We start from the raw sequence: 17,005 nt of genomic DNA on the forward strand, positions 1-17,005 counted from the left end.
CTCCTCTAGACGTGAGCACTTCCGCTCCTCGCGTGCGCAGAAGTCTTTCGATACTGATCAGGTGAAATGCCCAGTCGCCGAATGAAATTGCGGCGCATGGTCTCGGCGGTGCCGAATCCGCAGCGGGCAGCGATGGCGGTCACGGTGTCATCGGTTTCCTCGAGTTGCCGCCGTGCGGCGTCGGTGCGGATCCGTTCCACATACGTGCCGGGAGCCTCCCCGATCTCGTCGGTGAACAGTCGGGTGAAATGCCGTGGACTCATCGCGGCCCGCCGGGCCAGCTCGGCAATGCTGTGTGCCCCACCGGGTTCGGACTCGATGATCTCCTGAACGTTCCGGATGGGTTCGCGCCTGGCACGGGGCATCCACACCGGCGCGGCGAACTGGGTCTGCCCACCGGGCCTGCGCAGGTAGAGCACCAGCCAGCGGGCCACGGTCTGCGCGACGTCGGTGCCGTAATCGTCTTCGACCAAAGACAATCCGAGGTCGATGCCCGCGGTGACCCCGGCCGACGTCCAGACCCGCTCTGAGCCACGTACGAAGATCGGTTCCGGATCGACGGTGACCGCGGGGAATTCCGCGGCGAGCCGGCCCGCGGAAGCCCAGTGGGTGGTGGCGGGGCAACCGTCGAGCAGTCCGGCCTGGGCGATCACGAAGGCGCCGGTACATACGCTCACGATGCGGCGCGCCCGCGTGGTTTTGATCCAGTCCATGACCGACCGGTTGTGCCGGACCGTATCCGCCCCGACGCCACCGGGGATGACGACGGTGTCGATCTCCGCGTACGGATCGGGCAGAGGATGCGCGACGAATTCCAATCCGCTCAGCGTGCTGACGGGGTGGCCGTCGGCCGAGACGAGGGTGACGGAGTATCCGTCCGTGCGCCCCTGGCTGCCCATGACCAGCGTGGCGCCGGTGAAGACGTCGAACGGCCCGGCGACGTCGAGTGCCTGCACGCCGGAGTAGCCCAGGATCACCACCTTGCGCGTCACTTCTTCAGTGTTGAGCACCAGGCCCATGGCGTCTACGCCATGCATCCCACATATCAGGACATGTCGGCGGCCGCGGCAATGATCGACGGCATGACCGAGTACACGTACCGCGCCGAGTGGTGCCCCGACTTCGGCGGATGGAATTCCGCAACGTCTTGCCGGGATGGCATGTGCCCTGGACAAGTGGTACCACCGGCGGTACCACTTTTCTGGAGAGGTCCCGCTCAAAGCTTCTTGATGCCGCGGACGATGCGGTAGAACAGTCGCTGCGCCGCGATGCCCCGGCGCAGGCTCGGGCGCAGCACCGTGCTGTTGATCAGGACCATGTAGCGGACCCCGCAATCCCGCCACTCCGCGGCCCGTTCCAGTACCTCGGCGAGGGTGCCGTTCAACCCCGTATCCCGCACGATCTCGCGGTCGATGCCTTTGATGTGCGACAGCACCGTCTGCTCATCCCACTCCTGGGGCAACACGTCCTGCGCGCCCGCGAAGCCGACACCCAACGGATGCTGCGCGCCGTGACGCGCAAAGAACTCGTCGGGGGCCAGCAGCGCGCCGGCCCGCGCGATTTCGGAGCCGAGCGCCTCGTCCACTTCACTGCGGCTCGCGGCGGTGAACACCGACAGACAGACCGCGGGGGTGATCGCCATGGGATCACGGCCGGCATCCGATGCCGCCGTCCGAACCGCGGCCAACCGATCGGCATAGTCCTGCGGGGTGTGTGGGAACGCCGGGAAATAGCCGTCGCCGTACCGGCCGACCGCGCGCAGCATGCGGGGTCCGTGCGCGGCCACCCAGATCTGCGGCCACTTTCCGCGGTAGGCGGGCAGATCGAAGAGAGCGTTGCGTAGGGGGAAGTACGGTGAATCCCGGTTCACCAGTTCGCCTTCGGAATCCCACAGCACCCGGATTGTCGCCATGGCCTCTTCGAAACGGGCCACCGGTTTGGACCAGTCCACCCCGTACGGCTCATTGCCCTCACGTTCCCCGGTCCCGATGCCGAGAATGAAGCGGCCCTTCGTCAACAGATTCATCGTCGCGGCGGCCTGAGCGGTCACCGCCGGATTGCGTCGACCGGCGTCGGTCACCCCCACCCCGAAGCGCAACCGCCCGAGCCGATTACGCGCGGCAAGGTTGCCGAGCATGGCCCACGGCTCCAGATATGCATCGGCCGACGGCAGGATCTTCGCCGCGCCGATGTACTTCGGCTGCCACAACGCACGGGGAAACAGACCGTTGAGGTGATCGGGCACCCAGAACGAGTCGATTCCGGTCGCCACTGCGCTCAAATAGCTTGCCCTGGTGAATGAATCCACCGCAGGCCGCGATGCGAGAATCGGATCCAACAGGCCGACACGGATTGCAGACATGCATCCAGCGTGGCGCCGGGCCTCGCGCGCCGATAGCGTAGGCGACTACCCCACTAGCAGCGGGTAGCAGCCACGCACGCGGTCGATCCACCATTGTCGGCGTGACGCCGGGGCAGCCAATGCCGCCAACCGCGCCGGATCCGGAGTGAGCGGGGTGACGGGTAGAGCGCCGTCGACCGGGACCCGCGGTTCGGCGACATCCTCGACGAACAACCCACCGGTGCCCAGCCCGCAGGCATGCCCGAGTTGCGGTAGCGCGGCCGCGGCCAGCAGACCCCGGCCGATGCCGACCGCCGAATCCAGCGCACTCGACACCACGATGGGGATGTCGATCGCGGCGGCAATCTTCAGCATCGGGAACACTCCGCCCAACGGGGCTACCTTGAGCACCGCGACATCCGCGGCCCCGAGACGCACCACCCGCAGGGGATCGGATGCCTTCCGGATGGACTCGTCGGCGGCGATCGGAACCTGCACCCGGCGTCGCAGCTCGGCGAGTTCTTCCACTGTGGCACAGGGCTGTTCGATGTACTCCAACGCACCGTCGGCGCTGAGCGCGGTGGCCGCGGCCACCGCTTGCTCGACGGTCCAGCCACCGTTCGCGTCGACCCGCACCACCGGAATCTGCGCCCGCACCGCATTGACCCGGGCCACGTCGTCGGACAGCGTCTGACCGGGCTCGGCGACCTTGACCTTGGCGGTGCGCGCCCCGGGAAACCGGGCCAGCACCTCGGGCACCTGCGCGGCGGCCACCGCGGGCACGGTGGCGTTGATCGGAACGCGGTCGCGGACAACTGAAGGCGCAGGTTGATAGGCGGCCTCGATCGCCGAGGCCAGCCAGGCCGCCGCCTCGGGTGGCTCGTATTCGACGAACGCCCCGAACTCACCCCAGCCGGCCGGCCCGTCGATCAGCGCCAGTTCCCGCACCGTGATGCCGCGGAAGCGCACGCGCATCGGCAACGCGACAACGTGCAGACGTTCCAAAAGATCATCGAGTCCTGGCACGCCGTTGTCCACGCCGCCAATGATGCCCTCGATCCAACGGGGTGGCGTTCGAAGAGGACCAGGAAGAGGACCAGATCGTGTCGGCACCGCCTGCGGGTCGCCATGAATAGGATGTTGTTTTTTTCACATTTATGCTTGAATTCTCACATTCAATGTGATTATGGTCATGATCGCTAAGCAATGTGGGGGACATCACCAGACGTACAAGGGAGTGCTGATGACGATGCAAAAGGACCGACGGGCCACCGCCCCGCCACCCACCGCTACCCTGCCCGTCGTAAAGACCCGGCGGAAATTCAGTGCGGTCCTCGGCGGAATGCTGCCGGTGCTCACGTTCGCGGCGATCGTCCTCATCTGGGATCTGTCCGTGCGGATATTCGAGATCCCGAAGTATCTGCTCCCCGGACCGATCGAGGTCTTCACCCGCATCTTCACCTCGAGCGAAACGCTATGGCGCAACGGCATCGTCACGCTCCAAGAGATTTTTCTGGGATTTGGGCTCACCGTGGTCACCGCGATACCCCTCGGCCTGCTCGTGGCTCTCTCCAGCGTGGCCCGCCGGATGGTGTACCCGGTCCTCGTCTTCATTCAGCTCGTGCCGAAGATCGCGATCGCACCGCTTTTCATCATCTGGGTTGGCTTCGGCATGGAATCCAAAGTCTTGCTGACCGTGATGATGACCTTCTTCCCCCTGCTCCTGGCAAGCATCTCGGGGTTCCAGATTCTCGATCAGCGCTACCTCTACCTCACCCGCTCAATGGGGGCGACGATATGGCAGACCTTCCGCTTCCTGCGCTTCCCCTCGGCGCTTCCCGTCATTTTCAGCGGACTCAAGACCTCCGCCACAATTGCGGCAACCGCTGCGATCGTCGCCGAATTCGTCGGGGCGAACCGAGGACTCGGTTACCTGCTCCTGCAAGGCACCGCGAACCTCGACATCACGCTCGTATTCGCCATTTTGCTTGTGCTCACCGTCATCGGCCTCGCACTTAACTACATCGTCGAGTTCGTCGAGTGGATCATGACCCCCTGGCAACGATCTCGCCCCCTCGACTGAGCCACGCAGCACTGCCGCCGCATGACGCTATAGCCCTGTAAGCAAACCTATTTCGCACATCCAGCAATCGAAGTTAAGGAATGTCAGATGAAGCATGCCACCACAACGCTGTGGAAGCCCGTACTCGCCGGACTCGTCGCAGTCCCCACTCTTGTTCTCTCGGGATGTGGCGGAGGTGACACCAACAACTCCGATTCCGCGGCCTCCGAAGCCCTCACACCCATTACCTTCCAGCTGAATTCCCCAGCCGCGGGCTATAACTCCGGATTCGAACTCGCACTTGTGAACGGCTACTACAAGGACGCCGGCCTCGATGTCAAGATCGAGCCCGGCAACGGCTCGGCGAACACTGCACAGCTTGTTGCCGCAGGGCAGATCGACGTGGCGTTCGCCGACTCCGCCGCTGTCATGGGCCTGGTCAAGGACGGCGCCAAGATCACTATCGTCTCCACGATCCTGCAGAGCAATCCGAACCAGGTGACCGCGTTGGCAGACTCCGGTATCACCTCCATCGAGCAGATCAAGGGTAAGAAGGTCGCAATCCCCAATGGGTATTCACAAGCGGCAATGTTCCCCCTTGTGCTCGATTCGATCGGATTGACCGCCGATGACATCGAAGAGGTGAACATGCCCGCCGAATCGATGGTCGCATCCCTCCTGCAGGGCCAGGTCGACGTCATTCTCGGTTCGATCGACAACTTCGGAGTTCAACTGAAGCAGCAAGGCGCCGACACCGTGGACTTCCTGTTCTCGGATAACGGTGCCGCGACCGTCTCGACCTCGATCGTCGCGTCCGACTCTTTCCTTGCAGAGCACCCGGAGGCCGTGCGCGGCTTCGTCGACGCAAGTCTCAAGGGCTGGTCTGCGGCCATCGACGACAACGACGCGGCGCTCGCCGCCATGAGCGAAGTATTCCCCGATGCCAGCGCCGAACTCGGCAAGGGCCAACTGGATGCAACCGAGGTGCTCATGTGCGCGAACGGCGCAAAGTTCATCGGCAAGGCGAGCCCCGAGCAGTGGACGACGACCGTCGAGAATCTCGCCGCAGTCGGCATGCTGCCCAAGGACAAGCCCGCGACGGATTACTACTCGCTCGACTACGTGCCGAACGAGGCCGAACTTCGTGCTTGCCCGATTGCCTGAACTGACCTGCGACTCATCACAAGAGGTGACAGCCATGCCCAGAACCACGGCGCCCCCAAAATCGGCCACCACCGCGAGCGGTGTCGGTATCCGCATCGACAACGTCGAAAAAGTCTTTGCCCCAAGCACTCCCAAAGAATTCCGCGCCCTCGAACCTGTCTGTCTCGACATCGACCCCGGTGAGTTCGTCTCGGTCGTCGGACCGAGTGGATGTGGCAAAAGCACTTTAATGCTGATGGTTGCCGGTCTCCTCAGCCCGTCAGCAGGCAGCATTTCGGTCGACGGCAAGCGGCTCAGTGGCCCCCTCACCGAAGTCGGTATCGCCTTTCAGGACCACCTTCTGCTCGACTTCCGTACCGCCGAAGACAACGTGCTGCTGCAAGGCATCGTGCGGAAGCGCGACATGCGCCCAATTAAAGCTCGAGCGGCGGAACTGTTTCACAGCCTCGGCCTCGACAATGCACGTCACAAGTACCCGAATCAGCTCTCCGGCGGTATGCGCCAGCGAGTTTCACTCGCTCGGACGCTGGTACACGATCCCCCACTGTTGATGATGGACGAGCCTTTCGGAGCGCTCGATGCTCTCACCCGGCTTCAGGTACGCAAGGATCTGGAGGAGCTGTGGATGGGTAGGCGGCCGACGGTCCTCTTCATCACCCATAGCGTCGAAGAGGCCGTCGGGCTTTCGGACCGAGTGATCGTCATGGGTCCGTCGCCGGGAACGATCGTCGACGAGATCGCGATCGATCTGCCGCGTCCTCGCCCGCTCGCCCTGGGCGACTCTCCCGAGTTCGGCGTGTACACGGCGCGGATCTACGACCACTTCGAGCGCCTCGGCGTCCTTCACTGAGTCGGGAGCAGGATGTGAGTATCGCTCTTAAGCCCGACGACCCGCGGGCGGCACCGGGAGCGCGTTGGGGCATCCTGGGCCCCGGTTGGGTGGCCGGTCGGCTCGCGGAAGGCCTGACAACCCATACCCGTTCGACGATCGCTGCTGTAGCGTCCCGTGACGCTAATCGCGCCGATACGTTCGCCGAACGTTGGGGCGTGCAAAGGGTGCACCGCGACTACGCCGCTCTTCTGGGTGACGACTCGGTCGAGGTCGTGTACGTCGCCACACCCAACACGCTCCACGTCGAGCACGCGCTCGCCGCGATCTCAGCAGGAAAGCACGTCGTCGTCGAGAAGCCGCTCGCCATGACCGAGGCGGATGGCCGACGTGTTCTCGATGCGGCCGATGCACGTGGTGTGTTCGCCATGGAGGGCATGTGGACGCGGTTTCTGCCGCACAGCATCGCACTTCACGATGCTGTCGAACGCGGTCTGCTCGGCGAGGTCGACGAGGTATGGGCCGAGAGCGGCAAGGCTCAGTTCGGCAGCACCCTTATTCCCAGGCTGCTAGATCCTGAGCTCGGCGGCGGCGCGCTCGCTGACCTCGGCGTGTACACGCTGACGCTGGCAGTGCACCTGCTCGGCGCGGTCACCGAAATCTGTCAGGTCGACGTTCGTTCCCGCTCGGGAGTCGATTCACGCGTCGACGCATCGCTTGTACATGAGCGCGGACACTCGACACACGTGGTGTCGCTCGATGAAGATCTGCCCGGCGACGCGCGGGTAACCGGGCGAGAGGGAACCATCATGGTAGACGGCCCTTTTCATCGTCCTGCCCGATGGCGGCTCAGGCGCCTCGATGGTGCGAACGAATCAATGGACGGGCGGCTCTCCAATGGGTTCGAGTTCGAGGTGGCCGCGGTCGGCAGAGCACTTGCCGAAGGGCGACTGGAGCACCCGTTGCTGACGCACCGCGCGACCCTCGAGGTGCTGGCTGCCGCCGACCGGATCCGTGCCGAGTCTCTAACCGGGGTGGTAGTGGGTGTCTGACATCGACGTCGTCTGCATCGGTTCGGCGAAATACGACACGCTCGCCTGGGTCGACCACCAGCCCGTCGAGGATGAGCGCATCGTCACCGACCGCATCGTCAACGCTCCGGGCGGCAACGCCAACACGTCCGCTGCGGCGATGGCGCGCCTGGGCGTTCGCGTGGCCCTGTGCACTCTCATCGGTGACGATGCCGCCGGACGCTTCCTCCTCGAGCGAATGGAGGAAGAGGGCGTCGACACCCGATACGTCGTGCGCGATCGTGACCTCGCCACCCCGCAGAGCATCAACGTGGCGATGGGTGCCTCGGCAACGCGCACGATCATCACCGTGCCTGCCCATCGCGTCGACGCGACACGGGCCATCGCCTCCCAGCCCGCCTGGATTCACCTCGACGCGGACGGACACAACTCGACGGCAGGTGCGCTGCACTCACGCAGCGGCAGCCGGGTCAGCGTCGATGCCGGTATCCGCGTGGACGCAACCGACCTGCGCGATTTCGACCTGTATGTGCCGACGCGCGCGGAGATCATGGCCCGGTTCCCGGCAGCGGACCTGAGTGCGTCGATGTGGGCAGCTGTCGCAGCCGGTGCGGTCGACGTCGTCGTCACCGACGGCCCGGACGGCAGCTTCGTGCTGCACGACGGGCGCTTCGCTTCGGTCGCCGCGTTTCCCGTGGACGCGGTCAGCACGCTGGGGGCCGGTGACGTCTTCCACGGCGCCCTGCTTGCTGCCCTGGTACACGGCACCGATCTCGAGACCGCAGCGTTGTGGGCGAATGCGACTGCGGCCCTGTCGTGTCGAGCTCTCGACGGCCAATCTGCTATCCCACGCCTCCATGAACTCGCCACCTATATCGACGCTGCCGACGCTGCGCGAACCAACCTTGCCGGACCGTCCGGCGCATTCAACAAAAGGAGCACACGAGCATGACGACGAACACAGAGCGAGCCAGCGCGGTCGAGGTGCTCGGCAAGGACGGCGCGATGACCATGCTCGCGCTCGATCAGCGGGGTTCGCTGCGCACAATTCTCGCGGCCGGGCGGGACGAGTCGACGATCTCGGATGCCGACATCCGCGCGTTCAAAAAGACCGCGATCACAGTCATGTCGGACATTGCCTCCGCGGTCCTGCTGGACTCGCAGCTCGGCGATCAGGCGATTGCCGTGTTGCCCAGCACAACACCGCTCATCCTATCGGCCGATGTGTTCGAACAACCGGCCGGTCAGTTCGTCCTTCGCTCACGCGTTGACGAGTCGCTCACCGTCGAGCGGATTCATCAACTCGGTGCCTCGGCACTGAAGCTGCTGATGATCTGGAAGCCCAACGTCGACGTCGAGTTCCGGGCGAAGGAGGTCGCAAAGTTCGTCGAACTCGCCCGCGAAGCGGGCGTCGTGTCGTTGGTCGAGGGCATCGTGCGGACCGATGACAACAACCGCTACGCCGATGCCGAATCCCATGGTGAAGCCGTGCTCGCTGCTGCCAAAGAGTTGGCCGCGTTCGGCCCCGACGTTTACAAGGCCGAGGTTCCCGCCTACCAGCCGGGGCAGCTTGACCTCGTCGAGGAGTACGCCGGCCGCATCACCCAGGCACTGCCGATGCCCTGGGTTGTGCTCTCCAACGGCGTCGAAGCGGCCGACTTCGCCGAAGCGGTTCGTCACGCCGTCAACGGTGGGGCGAACGGGTTTCTCGCAGGACGGGCGGTGTGGGCGGACGCCGCCGCCAGTGACGACCCACACGGCGCGCTCGAGAGCCTGAGCCGCGAGCGGCTGGAGAACCTCGTGACTATCGTGCGAGCTGCGCAAAGCGGCCGCTGACCCGAAGTCCGCGGGCGAGATTGCACGAAGAACGGTACGGAGGTAGTAGAAGATGACTGAGACCAATCGGTCGGAGGACTTTCGGTATGTATCAGCGCCGCAACGCCGGGATCGGATGCGGGCCAGAATCCTCGACGAGGGCTTCTGCACGACGGCAGAGCTCGCGGTCTACTTCGACGTCTCCGAGATGACGGTGCGAAGGGACGTGTCCAAGCTCGCGAGCAACGATGCGTCCCTTCGCATCGTGCACGGCGGTATCAGTGCCTTGCCTGCCGGGCAATCCCTCGGGATCGACCATCATGCCCGGAGCGCGCGGAACCCCACCCTCAAGGAGGCGATCGCAGCGCGCGCCGCCGAGTTCATCGTGCCCAACGCGACGATCGCGCTGGACTCCGGGACCACAACGCTGCGCATGGTCGAGGCGCTTACCCGCATTCATTCTGTACACGTTGTTTCGCAATCACTCCCGGTGATGGCCGCCCTCATCAACCATGAAAACGTCGAACTCACCGGACTCGGAGGTAACCTCGTACGGACCTCCCTCGCCTTCGAGGGCCCCAGCACGGTCGAGTCCATCCGCAACCTCCGTATCGACACGTTCTTCCTCGCCGCGACTTCGGTCGATGCACGCGGCGTGTTGTGCGGTAATGACTACGACGCAGCGACCAAGCGGACGCTGGTCGATGTGGCCGACGAGGTCGTACTCGTCACCGATTCAACGAAATTCACCATCAACTCGCGTATTCGTGTGTGCGCGCTCGGTCGCATTTCCCGCCTCGTCACCGACGAGCGCATAAGCGATGAGCATCGCCGCATGGTCGAGGACGCCGGCATCGAAGTCGTCACCGTGCCAGTGACCGACAGCGAGCCCGAACCGACAGGACACCTATGACGAACAACAAATCCACCGGCTCCCACCACCGCATCGCCGTCATCGCCGGAGATGGGATCGGTCTCGAGGTCACCCCCGCGGCGATCCGCGTACTCGACACGATTGGCGCCAGGCACGGGCTCTCTTTCGATTGGGAGGAGACCGGCTGGGGTACCGAGCATTACTTCAAGCATGGCCGGATGATGCCTACTGACGCGATCGATCGACTGCGGCCTTACGACGCCATCTTCCTCGGTGCGGTCGGCCACCCCGACGTGCCCGACGCCGAAACACTTTGGGGACTACTCATCCCAATCCGCCGATCGTTCGACCAGTACATCAATCTGCGGCCGGTCGAGACCCTGCCTGGCGTGAGGTCGTTCCTTCGGGACGACACGGACATCGACCTTGTCATCGTGCGCGAGAACGCCGAGGGCGAGTACTCGTCGATCGGCGGCCGGATCTACTCCGGGCAGCCCGAGGAAAGCGCGTATCAGCAGGCTGTCTTCACTCGCCGCGGTGTCGACCGTGTCACCCGATACGCCGCAGATCTATCGATGACCCGCACCCGTGCGCTCACGTCGGCGACAAAGTCAAATGGCATCATTCACACGATGCCATTCTGGGACGAGGTGGTTTCGGACGTCATGCGTGACTACCCCCAGATCGCACTCACGTCCGTGCTCATCGACGCCCTCGCCGCAAAACTCGTCATGCACCCCGAGCGTTTCGACGTCATCGTCGCATCGAACCTGTTCGGCGACATTCTCTCCGATCTCGCGGCCGCAGCCGTCGGATCGATCGGCATCGCCCCCAGCGCCAACCTCAATCCGGAGCGGCGGCATCCCTCGATGTTCGAACCGGTGCATGGCTCCGCACCGGACATCGCCGGCAAAGGTGTCGCTAATCCGATCGGCCAGATCTGGGCCGGATCTATGATGCTCGACCACCTTGGCCACACTAACGCTGCGGCGGAGCTCAAGGCGGCGTTCCGAACTGTTCTCTCCAGCGGGATTTCCACTCCCGACCTCGGTGGCAGCGCAACCACCGATGAGGTAACAGCCGCCATCATTTCTGCCGTTTCCACACCGGCCAATATCGCTTGAGAGAGGCAACGCCGATGACATCTGAACTGACCTATGTTTCCACCGAATCCGTTGTGCAGGAGCAGCAGCTGTACGTCAATGGCCGCTGGGTCAAAGCCGAGACTTCCATGGAGGTCACCTCTCCGTGGGATGACTCGGTGATCGGCCGCATTGCAGCCGCGACCGCCGACCAAGTCTCCACCGCGATCGGCTCGGCCAAAGCGGCGCAGAACCGGGGGCTGGCTCCACACCAGCGCGCCGTTGTGCTCCGCACTACCGCCGCGCTGCTCCACGAACGATCAGAACAGTTCGCACAGAGCATTTCCCGGGAGGCGGGCAAGCCGATTCAGCTGGCACGCATCGAAGTTGCCCGTGGCGCTGAGGTGTTCGATTATGCGGCCGACGAAGCACGCAGCCTGCCCGCCGAGGCAGTTCCGGTCGACGGCAGCGCAGCAGGCGCGGGCCATGTGGCGTTTACAATCGCGCAGCCGCTCGGTGTGATCGCCGCCATCACCCCATTCAACTTTCCGCTCAACACGGTGGCCCACAAGGTGGCACCGGCCATCGCGGCGGGGTGCCCGGTCGTGCTGAAGCCCTCGGAGAAAACCCCTTTCACTGCCGGCCTGCTCGCCGAGCTCATGACCGAGGCGGGTCTGCCTGGGGGGTTCTTGAACGTGGTGACGGGTGAGCCGTCAACAGTGGTCGACGTGCTTGCCAACGACGATCGCGTCGTCGCCATCACCTTCACCGGATCTTCACGCGTTGGTTGGCAACTCAAACAGTCATCGCCGAAGAAACACCACACGATGGAACTCGGCTCGTCGACCGCGATGTACATTGCCGCGGATGCCGACATCCCGGCGGCGGTCGCCGCAGCGGCCAAGTCTGCTTTCGGGTTCGCTGGACAGGTTTGTCTCTCATTGCAGCGCCTCTATGTGGAGAGGCCCATATTCGATGCTGTCGTGGACGGACTCGCTCGTGCCGCGGACGCCATGATCGCTGGGGATCCTTCTGAGGAGGCGACCGAGATCGGCCCGTTGATCACCGCGGCCGCCACTGACCGATTGCTCGGATGGATCGAGAATGCGCAGCACACGGGCGCCGCCGTACGCGCCGGAGGTGTCACCGTCGGCCCGGTCCTACGACCGACGGTCGTGACCGGCGTCGCAGCAGAGGACCAACTGGTGTGCAGCGAGGTGTTCGGTCCGATCGTTTCGGTGCTTCCCGTCGACGGTGTCGAGCAAGCGCTCGAGCACATCAATGCGGTCCCCTATGGCCTCAACGCATCGGTGTTCACCTCCAACGTGGCGACGGCGATGCGGTTCAGTCGAGCGGTCGAGTCAGGCCAGGCGATCGTCAATGACGCACCGAACTTCCGCACCGAGAACATGCCGTACGGCGGGGTCAAGGATTCTGGGCAGGGCCGCGAAGGCATTCCGTACGCTGTCCGCGAATTCACTCACCACAAACTGGTCGTTCTCGCCGGGTAGACCGCGGAACGCTCAGGAAGCACCCAGCACCCGTTGCATGTCCGGTTTCATCTGTTGCAACTGCGCGCCCCAGTAGCCCCAGGTGTGGGTTCCGGTGGGCGGGAAGTTGAATACCGCGTTGTTTCCGCCTGCGGCGGTGTAGGCGTCGCGGAAGTTGAGATTGCTCTGCAGCGCAGTGCCTTCGAGGAACGTGGAGGGCAGGTCACCGCCGCCCAACTCCCCCGGCGTACCGGACCCGCAGTACACCCAGAGGCGGGTGTGGTTGGACACGAGCCGTCCCACCTGAATTGTGGGGTCGTTGCGCGCCCAGGCCGGGTCACCCGGTGGCCCCCACATCGCATTGGGGCTGAAGCCGCCGGAATCACCCATCGCCAACCCGATCAGCCCGGGCCAGGGGCCGGCAGACGGATTCAGGAACGCCGACAACGACCCCGCGTAGATGAACTGCTGCGGGTGAAATGCCGCGAGGATCATCGCCGAGTTACCCGACATCGACAGCCCGACCACAGCGTTGCCCGACGTGGAAACATCCTTGTTGGCGGCCAGCCACTGCGGCAGCTCGCTGGTCAGGAATGTCTCCCACTTGTAGGTCTGCACAGTGCCATTGCCCGCTGCGGGCTGATACCAGTCGGTGTAGAAGCTCGACATGCCGCCGACCGGCATGACCACCGACAACCCGGATTGATAGAACCACTCGAACGCCGGGGTCTCGATGTCCCAGCCGTTGGCGTCGTCACGGGCGCGCAGGCCGTCCAACAGATAGACCGCATGCGGCCCGCCACCCTGGAACTGAATCTTGATATCGCGACCCATGGACGCCGACGGGACCGACAAGGACTCGACCGGGAGACCGGCTCTGGACCAGGCGTTCGCCGTCTGCGGTGGTCCGAGGAGACCGACAGTCGTCGCCACCATCAGGGCGGTCAGGATCACCGTCCCTCGGGAAAGCTTCTGCAACCTACGCGCATGTGCCATGTCCCGCACCCCACATCCCCGCGCACACGTATGGGGCCGAAGCTACTCCGCTTCGAGCAGGAAATACAGAGAATCGGCAAGCCGGTTTTCACACCGTGGCGCGGTCGCGACCCTCCCAGTACGGCTTGCGGAGGTCCTTTTTGAGGATCTTGCCCGTCGGGTTGCGCGGCAATGCGTCCACGATATCGACGGTCTTGGGGCACTTGTAGGCGGCCAGCCGCTCTCGCGCGAACGCGATCAACTCCGTCCCGGACGCCTCGCCTTCCAGTGCCACAACGGCTTTCACCGACTCACCCCACTTATCGTCGGGTACGCCGATGACGGCGACCTCGGTCACCGCCGGGTGTTCGGCCAACACCCGCTCCACCTCGATGGAGTAGATGTTCTCGCCACCGGAGATGATCATGTCCTTGAGCCGATCCTCGACGAAGATGTAACCGTCCTCATCGACCCGGCCGATGTCACCGGTGCGGAACCACCCGTCGGGGGTGATCGTCTCGGCGGTGTCCACGGGCCGGTTGAGATAGCCCTTCATCAATTGTGGTGTCCGGAACCAGAGTTCACCTTGTGCACCGGCCTCCACGTCCACTCCGGTGTCCGGGTCCACCACCCGCACCTCGGCGCCGGGGATCACAGTGCCCGCGCTCATCATCCGCTCTTCGTTGCCTCCGCGATGGTCCTCCCCGCCGAGCAGGCTGATCACACCGCATACCTCGGTCAGCCCGTACACCTGGATGAACTCGGTGTCCGGCCAGGCTTCCAACGCCGAACGCAGCAGCGGGAGCGGCATCGGCGACGCCCCGTAGGCGTAGGTTTTCAGCGCCCCGAACAGTTTCACCGCGTCCGGACCGGACTCCAGCACCTTGGCCAGCACCGCGGGCACCAGGAACGTCCGGTTCGCGCCGGCCAGAATGCCGCCGGCCAGCGCCGCGCCGTCGACGTCACGCGTCATATAGCTGGGCGCACCGTTGTGGAGGCCGAACTGCATGTACGACGAGCCGCCCACGTGGAACAGGGGCATGGCGACCAGGCTCTTGTCCTCGGGTCCGAGCGTCCAGCCCTGGAATGCGTTGACGGTGTGGGCGATGACGTTGGCCTGGGTCAGCGCAACACCTTTGGGTCGTCCGGTGGTTCCTGAGGAGTACATGACCATGCAGACGTCGTCGGATTGAACGTCGGCCGAGCGCCCGACCGGCGTCGCACCGGCCAGCAACGCCTCGTATTCGTCGCCGTCGCCGCCTTCGGGCGTGACGGTGACGATGTGCTCGACCGCGTTCAATTTTCCGGCGATGTTGTCGACGGCCGGCTTGAGTTCGGCGCCGACGACGAGGACTTTGGCGCCGCAGTCGTTGAGCACATAGTCCAACTCGTCGGCAGCCAACCGGAAGTTGATGATGGCGTTCGCCGCACCCAGTGACGCGGCCGCCAACGTGAGTTCCACACACGCCGGATGGTTCTTGTCCAGGAACGCGACCACGTCGCCACGGCGCACCCCCCACGCACTCAATGCCCCCGCCAGCCTGCGGACCCGGTCGTACCACTGCGACCAGGTCCAGGTCCGGCCGAGATAGGTGATCGCCTCCGTGTCGGGCTTGGTCGCCGCCCAGTGGGCCACGCGTTCGTCGAGAAACTCCGGTGCCGGCAAATCAGACATGGGCTGAGCGTGCCACGACAGGACTGCCGTCACCCGATTTTCGGATAAACCTGCCTGCCGGCCAGGAAGGTGGCCTGTATCGCCAGGTCGGAGATGGTCTCTGCGGGCACGGTGCGCGGGTCGGCCGACAGCACCACCAGGTCGGCGTACTTGCCGACTTCAACTGAACCGATCACGTTGTCGGCGAACAACTGCCACGCGGCATCGATGGTCTGCGCCCGGATCGCCTGGTCGACGGTGAGGCGCTCCTCGGGGCCCATCACCCGACCGCTGGGCGCGGTGCGGGTGGCGGCCACGCTGATGTTGCGCAGCGGTTCCTCCGGGGTGACCGGCGGATCGTTGTGCAGCGATATCCGCATGCCCGTGGCAACGGCCGATCTGGCAGGCATCCACCGTTCGCCACGTTCCGGGCCGAACAGTCCGTCGACGAGGATGTCGCCCCAGTAGTGGATCTGGTCGACGAACAGGCTGCAGGTGATGCCGAGATCGTGGGCCCGCCGCAACTGTTCGGGGGTGATGGCGCCGACATGTTCGAGGCGCAGCCGGTGATCCTTACGAGGATGGGCCAGCAGCGCTTCTTCGTAGACGTCGAGGATGGTGTCCACACCGGCGTCCCCGTGCACATGGCAGGCCATCTGCCAGCCCTGCGGATAGAAGGTGCCGACGATCTCGGCGAGCTGCTCGCGTGTGTAGTTCGCGTGCCCGCAGGACCCCGGCACCACCCCGATGGTCCGGGTGGCGTCGGTATCGAGATACGGGAAGGTCAGGTCGATGTTGCCGATCCACGGTGAACCGTCGACCCAGATCTTGATGCCGACCTGGCGCACCAGATCGTCGCCGTCGAACGGGCTGGCGTCGGTATGCAGGGCCGCAGTGGACATTTCGTAGGTACGCAACCGGACGGTCAGCTGGTCGTGCAGCTCTGCGAGCAGCGGACGGAACATGGGGTCGAACGCCATCTCCGAACAGGTGGTCAGCCCGGCGGCGTTCAGCCGCGCGCATTCGGCGGCCAGCATCGCCGGGTAGTCGTCGACCGAGATGGCCGTGCCCAACAACGGGAACACCGCTGCGGATTCCTCGGCGGTGCCGTCCAACTCCCCGTCGGCGTCACGTCCGTACCTGGCCCCCTTGGGATCCGGGGTGTCGCGGCTGAGCCCGGCCGCCCGGGCCGCCACGGAGTTGAAATACGCCTTGTGGCCGGAGTTGTGCACGATAACCAGGGGGCCCTCGGATGCGATGTCGTTCAGCCAGCCCAGCGTCGGTTCGGGCAGACCGTGCTGCAGTAGCGGATCCCAGCCGTTGAGAAACGCCCCGTCGGCGCCACGCTTGACCACCTCCGCGTGGACGGCGTCGATGACGGCGTCGGCGCTGCGCAGGGTGACCGGTCTGATGTCGACGATACGGTCGGATATCGCCATCGCCTCCATCAACGGATGACCGTGCGCCTCAACAAATCCCGGCATCACGATACCGTCAAACTCGCGCACGTCGGTGTCCGGGCCAACCCAGGGGGCGACCCCGTCGCGGTCCCCGACCGCGACGATGCGGCCATCGGACACTGCGAGCGCTTCGGCGGTGGGTAACGCGGTGTCGACGGTCAGGACGGTTCCGAAGATCACAAGGTCGGCACTGCGGACGTGAGGAGCGGGAACGGGTGTGGGCATTCC

The 17,005-nt window shown here is 64.7% G+C and carries 15 protein-coding genes; 9 read left to right on the top strand and 6 right to left on the bottom strand.

The features are described from left to right. Positions 1-5 precede the first annotated feature (5 nt). The 3 genes from M1247_RS11125 to M1247_RS11135 all read right to left on the bottom strand — a co-directional run bounded on the left by M1247_RS11125 (position 6) and on the right by M1247_RS11135 (position 3,379). Complete coding sequence (locus tag M1247_RS11125) at positions 6-1,037, bottom strand: GlxA family transcriptional regulator (RefSeq protein WP_317156374.1); 1,032 nt, start codon at positions 1,035-1,037, stop codon at positions 6-8. Positions 1,038-1,216: 179 nt separating this feature from the next. Continuing rightward, positions 1,217-2,362: an LLM class flavin-dependent oxidoreductase gene (locus tag M1247_RS11130; protein ID WP_317156375.1), complete on the bottom strand. Its 1,146-nt coding sequence runs from the start codon at positions 2,360-2,362 to the stop codon at positions 1,217-1,219. A gap of 45 nt (positions 2,363-2,407) precedes the next feature. After that, positions 2,408-3,379: an o-succinylbenzoate synthase gene (locus tag M1247_RS11135; protein ID WP_317156376.1), complete on the bottom strand. Its 972-nt coding sequence runs from the start codon at positions 3,377-3,379 to the stop codon at positions 2,408-2,410. Between the two features lie 148 nt (positions 3,380-3,527). Here M1247_RS11135 and M1247_RS11140 point away from each other — a divergent pair, with 148 nt between their 5' ends. The 9 genes from M1247_RS11140 to M1247_RS11180 all read left to right on the top strand — a co-directional run bounded on the left by M1247_RS11140 (position 3,528) and on the right by M1247_RS11180 (position 12,709). Beyond that, entirely contained in the window at positions 3,528-4,424 is an 897-nt protein-coding gene (locus tag M1247_RS11140) for an ABC transporter permease (RefSeq protein WP_317156377.1), read from the top strand. A gap of 87 nt (positions 4,425-4,511) precedes the next feature. Continuing rightward, positions 4,512-5,567 carry an ABC transporter substrate-binding protein gene (locus M1247_RS11145; RefSeq protein ID WP_317156378.1) on the top strand — a complete coding sequence of 352 codons (1,056 nt, stop codon included), beginning with the start codon at positions 4,512-4,514 and terminating at the stop codon, positions 5,565-5,567. Positions 5,568-5,601: 34 nt separating this feature from the next. After that, complete coding sequence (locus M1247_RS11150) at positions 5,602-6,417, top strand: ABC transporter ATP-binding protein (RefSeq protein ID WP_317156379.1); 816 nt, start codon at positions 5,602-5,604, stop codon at positions 6,415-6,417. Positions 6,418-6,431: 14 nt separating this feature from the next. Then, on the top strand, positions 6,432-7,448 hold the full coding sequence (locus tag M1247_RS11155; protein WP_317156380.1) for a Gfo/Idh/MocA family protein: 1,017 nt from the start codon (positions 6,432-6,434) through the stop codon (positions 7,446-7,448). Next, entirely contained in the window at positions 7,441-8,379 is a 939-nt protein-coding gene (locus M1247_RS11160; protein ID WP_317156381.1) for a carbohydrate kinase family protein, read from the top strand. Before M1247_RS11155 ends, M1247_RS11160 begins: the two co-directional genes overlap by 8 nt. Further along, a complete protein-coding gene (locus tag M1247_RS11165) occupies positions 8,376-9,263 on the top strand; it encodes a hypothetical protein (protein ID WP_317156382.1) in 888 nt (295 codons plus the stop codon). The genes M1247_RS11160 and M1247_RS11165 overlap by 4 nt, the downstream gene beginning before the upstream one ends. A gap of 52 nt (positions 9,264-9,315) precedes the next feature. After that, on the top strand, positions 9,316-10,155 hold the full coding sequence (locus tag M1247_RS11170; protein ID WP_317156383.1) for a DeoR/GlpR family DNA-binding transcription regulator: 840 nt from the start codon (positions 9,316-9,318) through the stop codon (positions 10,153-10,155). Further along, on the top strand, positions 10,152-11,240 hold the full coding sequence (locus M1247_RS11175; protein ID WP_317156384.1) for a tartrate dehydrogenase: 1,089 nt from the start codon (positions 10,152-10,154) through the stop codon (positions 11,238-11,240). The genes M1247_RS11170 and M1247_RS11175 overlap by 4 nt, the downstream gene beginning before the upstream one ends. A gap of 14 nt (positions 11,241-11,254) precedes the next feature. After that, positions 11,255-12,709, top strand: a complete 1,455-nt coding sequence (locus M1247_RS11180) for an aldehyde dehydrogenase family protein (RefSeq protein WP_317156385.1) — start codon at positions 11,255-11,257, stop codon at positions 12,707-12,709. Positions 12,710-12,721: 12 nt separating this feature from the next. Here M1247_RS11180 and M1247_RS11185 read toward each other — a convergent pair whose 3' ends face one another. The 3 genes from M1247_RS11185 to M1247_RS11195 form a co-directional block, all read right to left on the bottom strand. After that, complete coding sequence (locus tag M1247_RS11185) at positions 12,722-13,684, bottom strand: esterase family protein (RefSeq protein ID WP_410506854.1); 963 nt, start codon at positions 13,682-13,684, stop codon at positions 12,722-12,724. 88 nt (positions 13,685-13,772) lie between these two features. Further along, positions 13,773-15,338 carry a long-chain-fatty-acid--CoA ligase gene (locus M1247_RS11190; protein WP_317156386.1) on the bottom strand — a complete coding sequence of 522 codons (1,566 nt, stop codon included), beginning with the start codon at positions 15,336-15,338 and terminating at the stop codon, positions 13,773-13,775. A 29-nt stretch (positions 15,339-15,367) separates the two neighbouring features. Further along, the gene (locus tag M1247_RS11195) at positions 15,368-17,002 is read right to left on the bottom strand and encodes an amidohydrolase (RefSeq protein WP_317156387.1); all 1,635 of its coding nucleotides are present in this window, start codon (positions 17,000-17,002) and stop codon (positions 15,368-15,370) included. Positions 17,003-17,005 lie beyond the last annotated feature (3 nt).

The organism is Mycobacterium appelbergii, from assembly GCF_032883035.1.
In the GTDB taxonomy this organism is placed as follows: Bacteria; Actinomycetota; Actinomycetes; order Mycobacteriales; family Mycobacteriaceae; genus Mycobacterium; species Mycobacterium appelbergii.

Coding starts and splice junctions, on each gene's coding strand:
- M1247_RS11190 (WP_317156386.1), bottom strand. CDS start 15,338: ATGTCTGATTTGCCGGCACCGGAGTTTCTCGACGAACGCGTGGCCCAC.
- M1247_RS11195 (WP_317156387.1), bottom strand. CDS start 17,002: ATGCCCACACCCGTTCCCGCTCCTCACGTCCGCAGTGCCGACCTTGTG.
- M1247_RS11185 (WP_410506854.1), bottom strand. CDS start 13,684: ATGGCACATGCGCGTAGGTTGCAGAAGCTTTCCCGAGGGACGGTGATC.
- M1247_RS11125 (WP_317156374.1), bottom strand. CDS start 1,037: ATGCATGGCGTAGACGCCATGGGCCTGGTGCTCAACACTGAAGAAGTG.
- M1247_RS11130 (WP_317156375.1), bottom strand. CDS start 2,362: ATGTCTGCAATCCGTGTCGGCCTGTTGGATCCGATTCTCGCATCGCGG.
- M1247_RS11180 (WP_317156385.1), top strand. CDS start 11,255: ATGACATCTGAACTGACCTATGTTTCCACCGAATCCGTTGTGCAGGAG.
- M1247_RS11145 (WP_317156378.1), top strand. CDS start 4,512: ATGAAGCATGCCACCACAACGCTGTGGAAGCCCGTACTCGCCGGACTC.
- M1247_RS11165 (WP_317156382.1), top strand. CDS start 8,376: ATGACGACGAACACAGAGCGAGCCAGCGCGGTCGAGGTGCTCGGCAAG.
- M1247_RS11170 (WP_317156383.1), top strand. CDS start 9,316: ATGACTGAGACCAATCGGTCGGAGGACTTTCGGTATGTATCAGCGCCG.
- M1247_RS11150 (WP_317156379.1), top strand. CDS start 5,602: ATGCCCAGAACCACGGCGCCCCCAAAATCGGCCACCACCGCGAGCGGT.
- M1247_RS11175 (WP_317156384.1), top strand. CDS start 10,152: ATGACGAACAACAAATCCACCGGCTCCCACCACCGCATCGCCGTCATC.
- M1247_RS11140 (WP_317156377.1), top strand. CDS start 3,528: ATGGTCATGATCGCTAAGCAATGTGGGGGACATCACCAGACGTACAAG.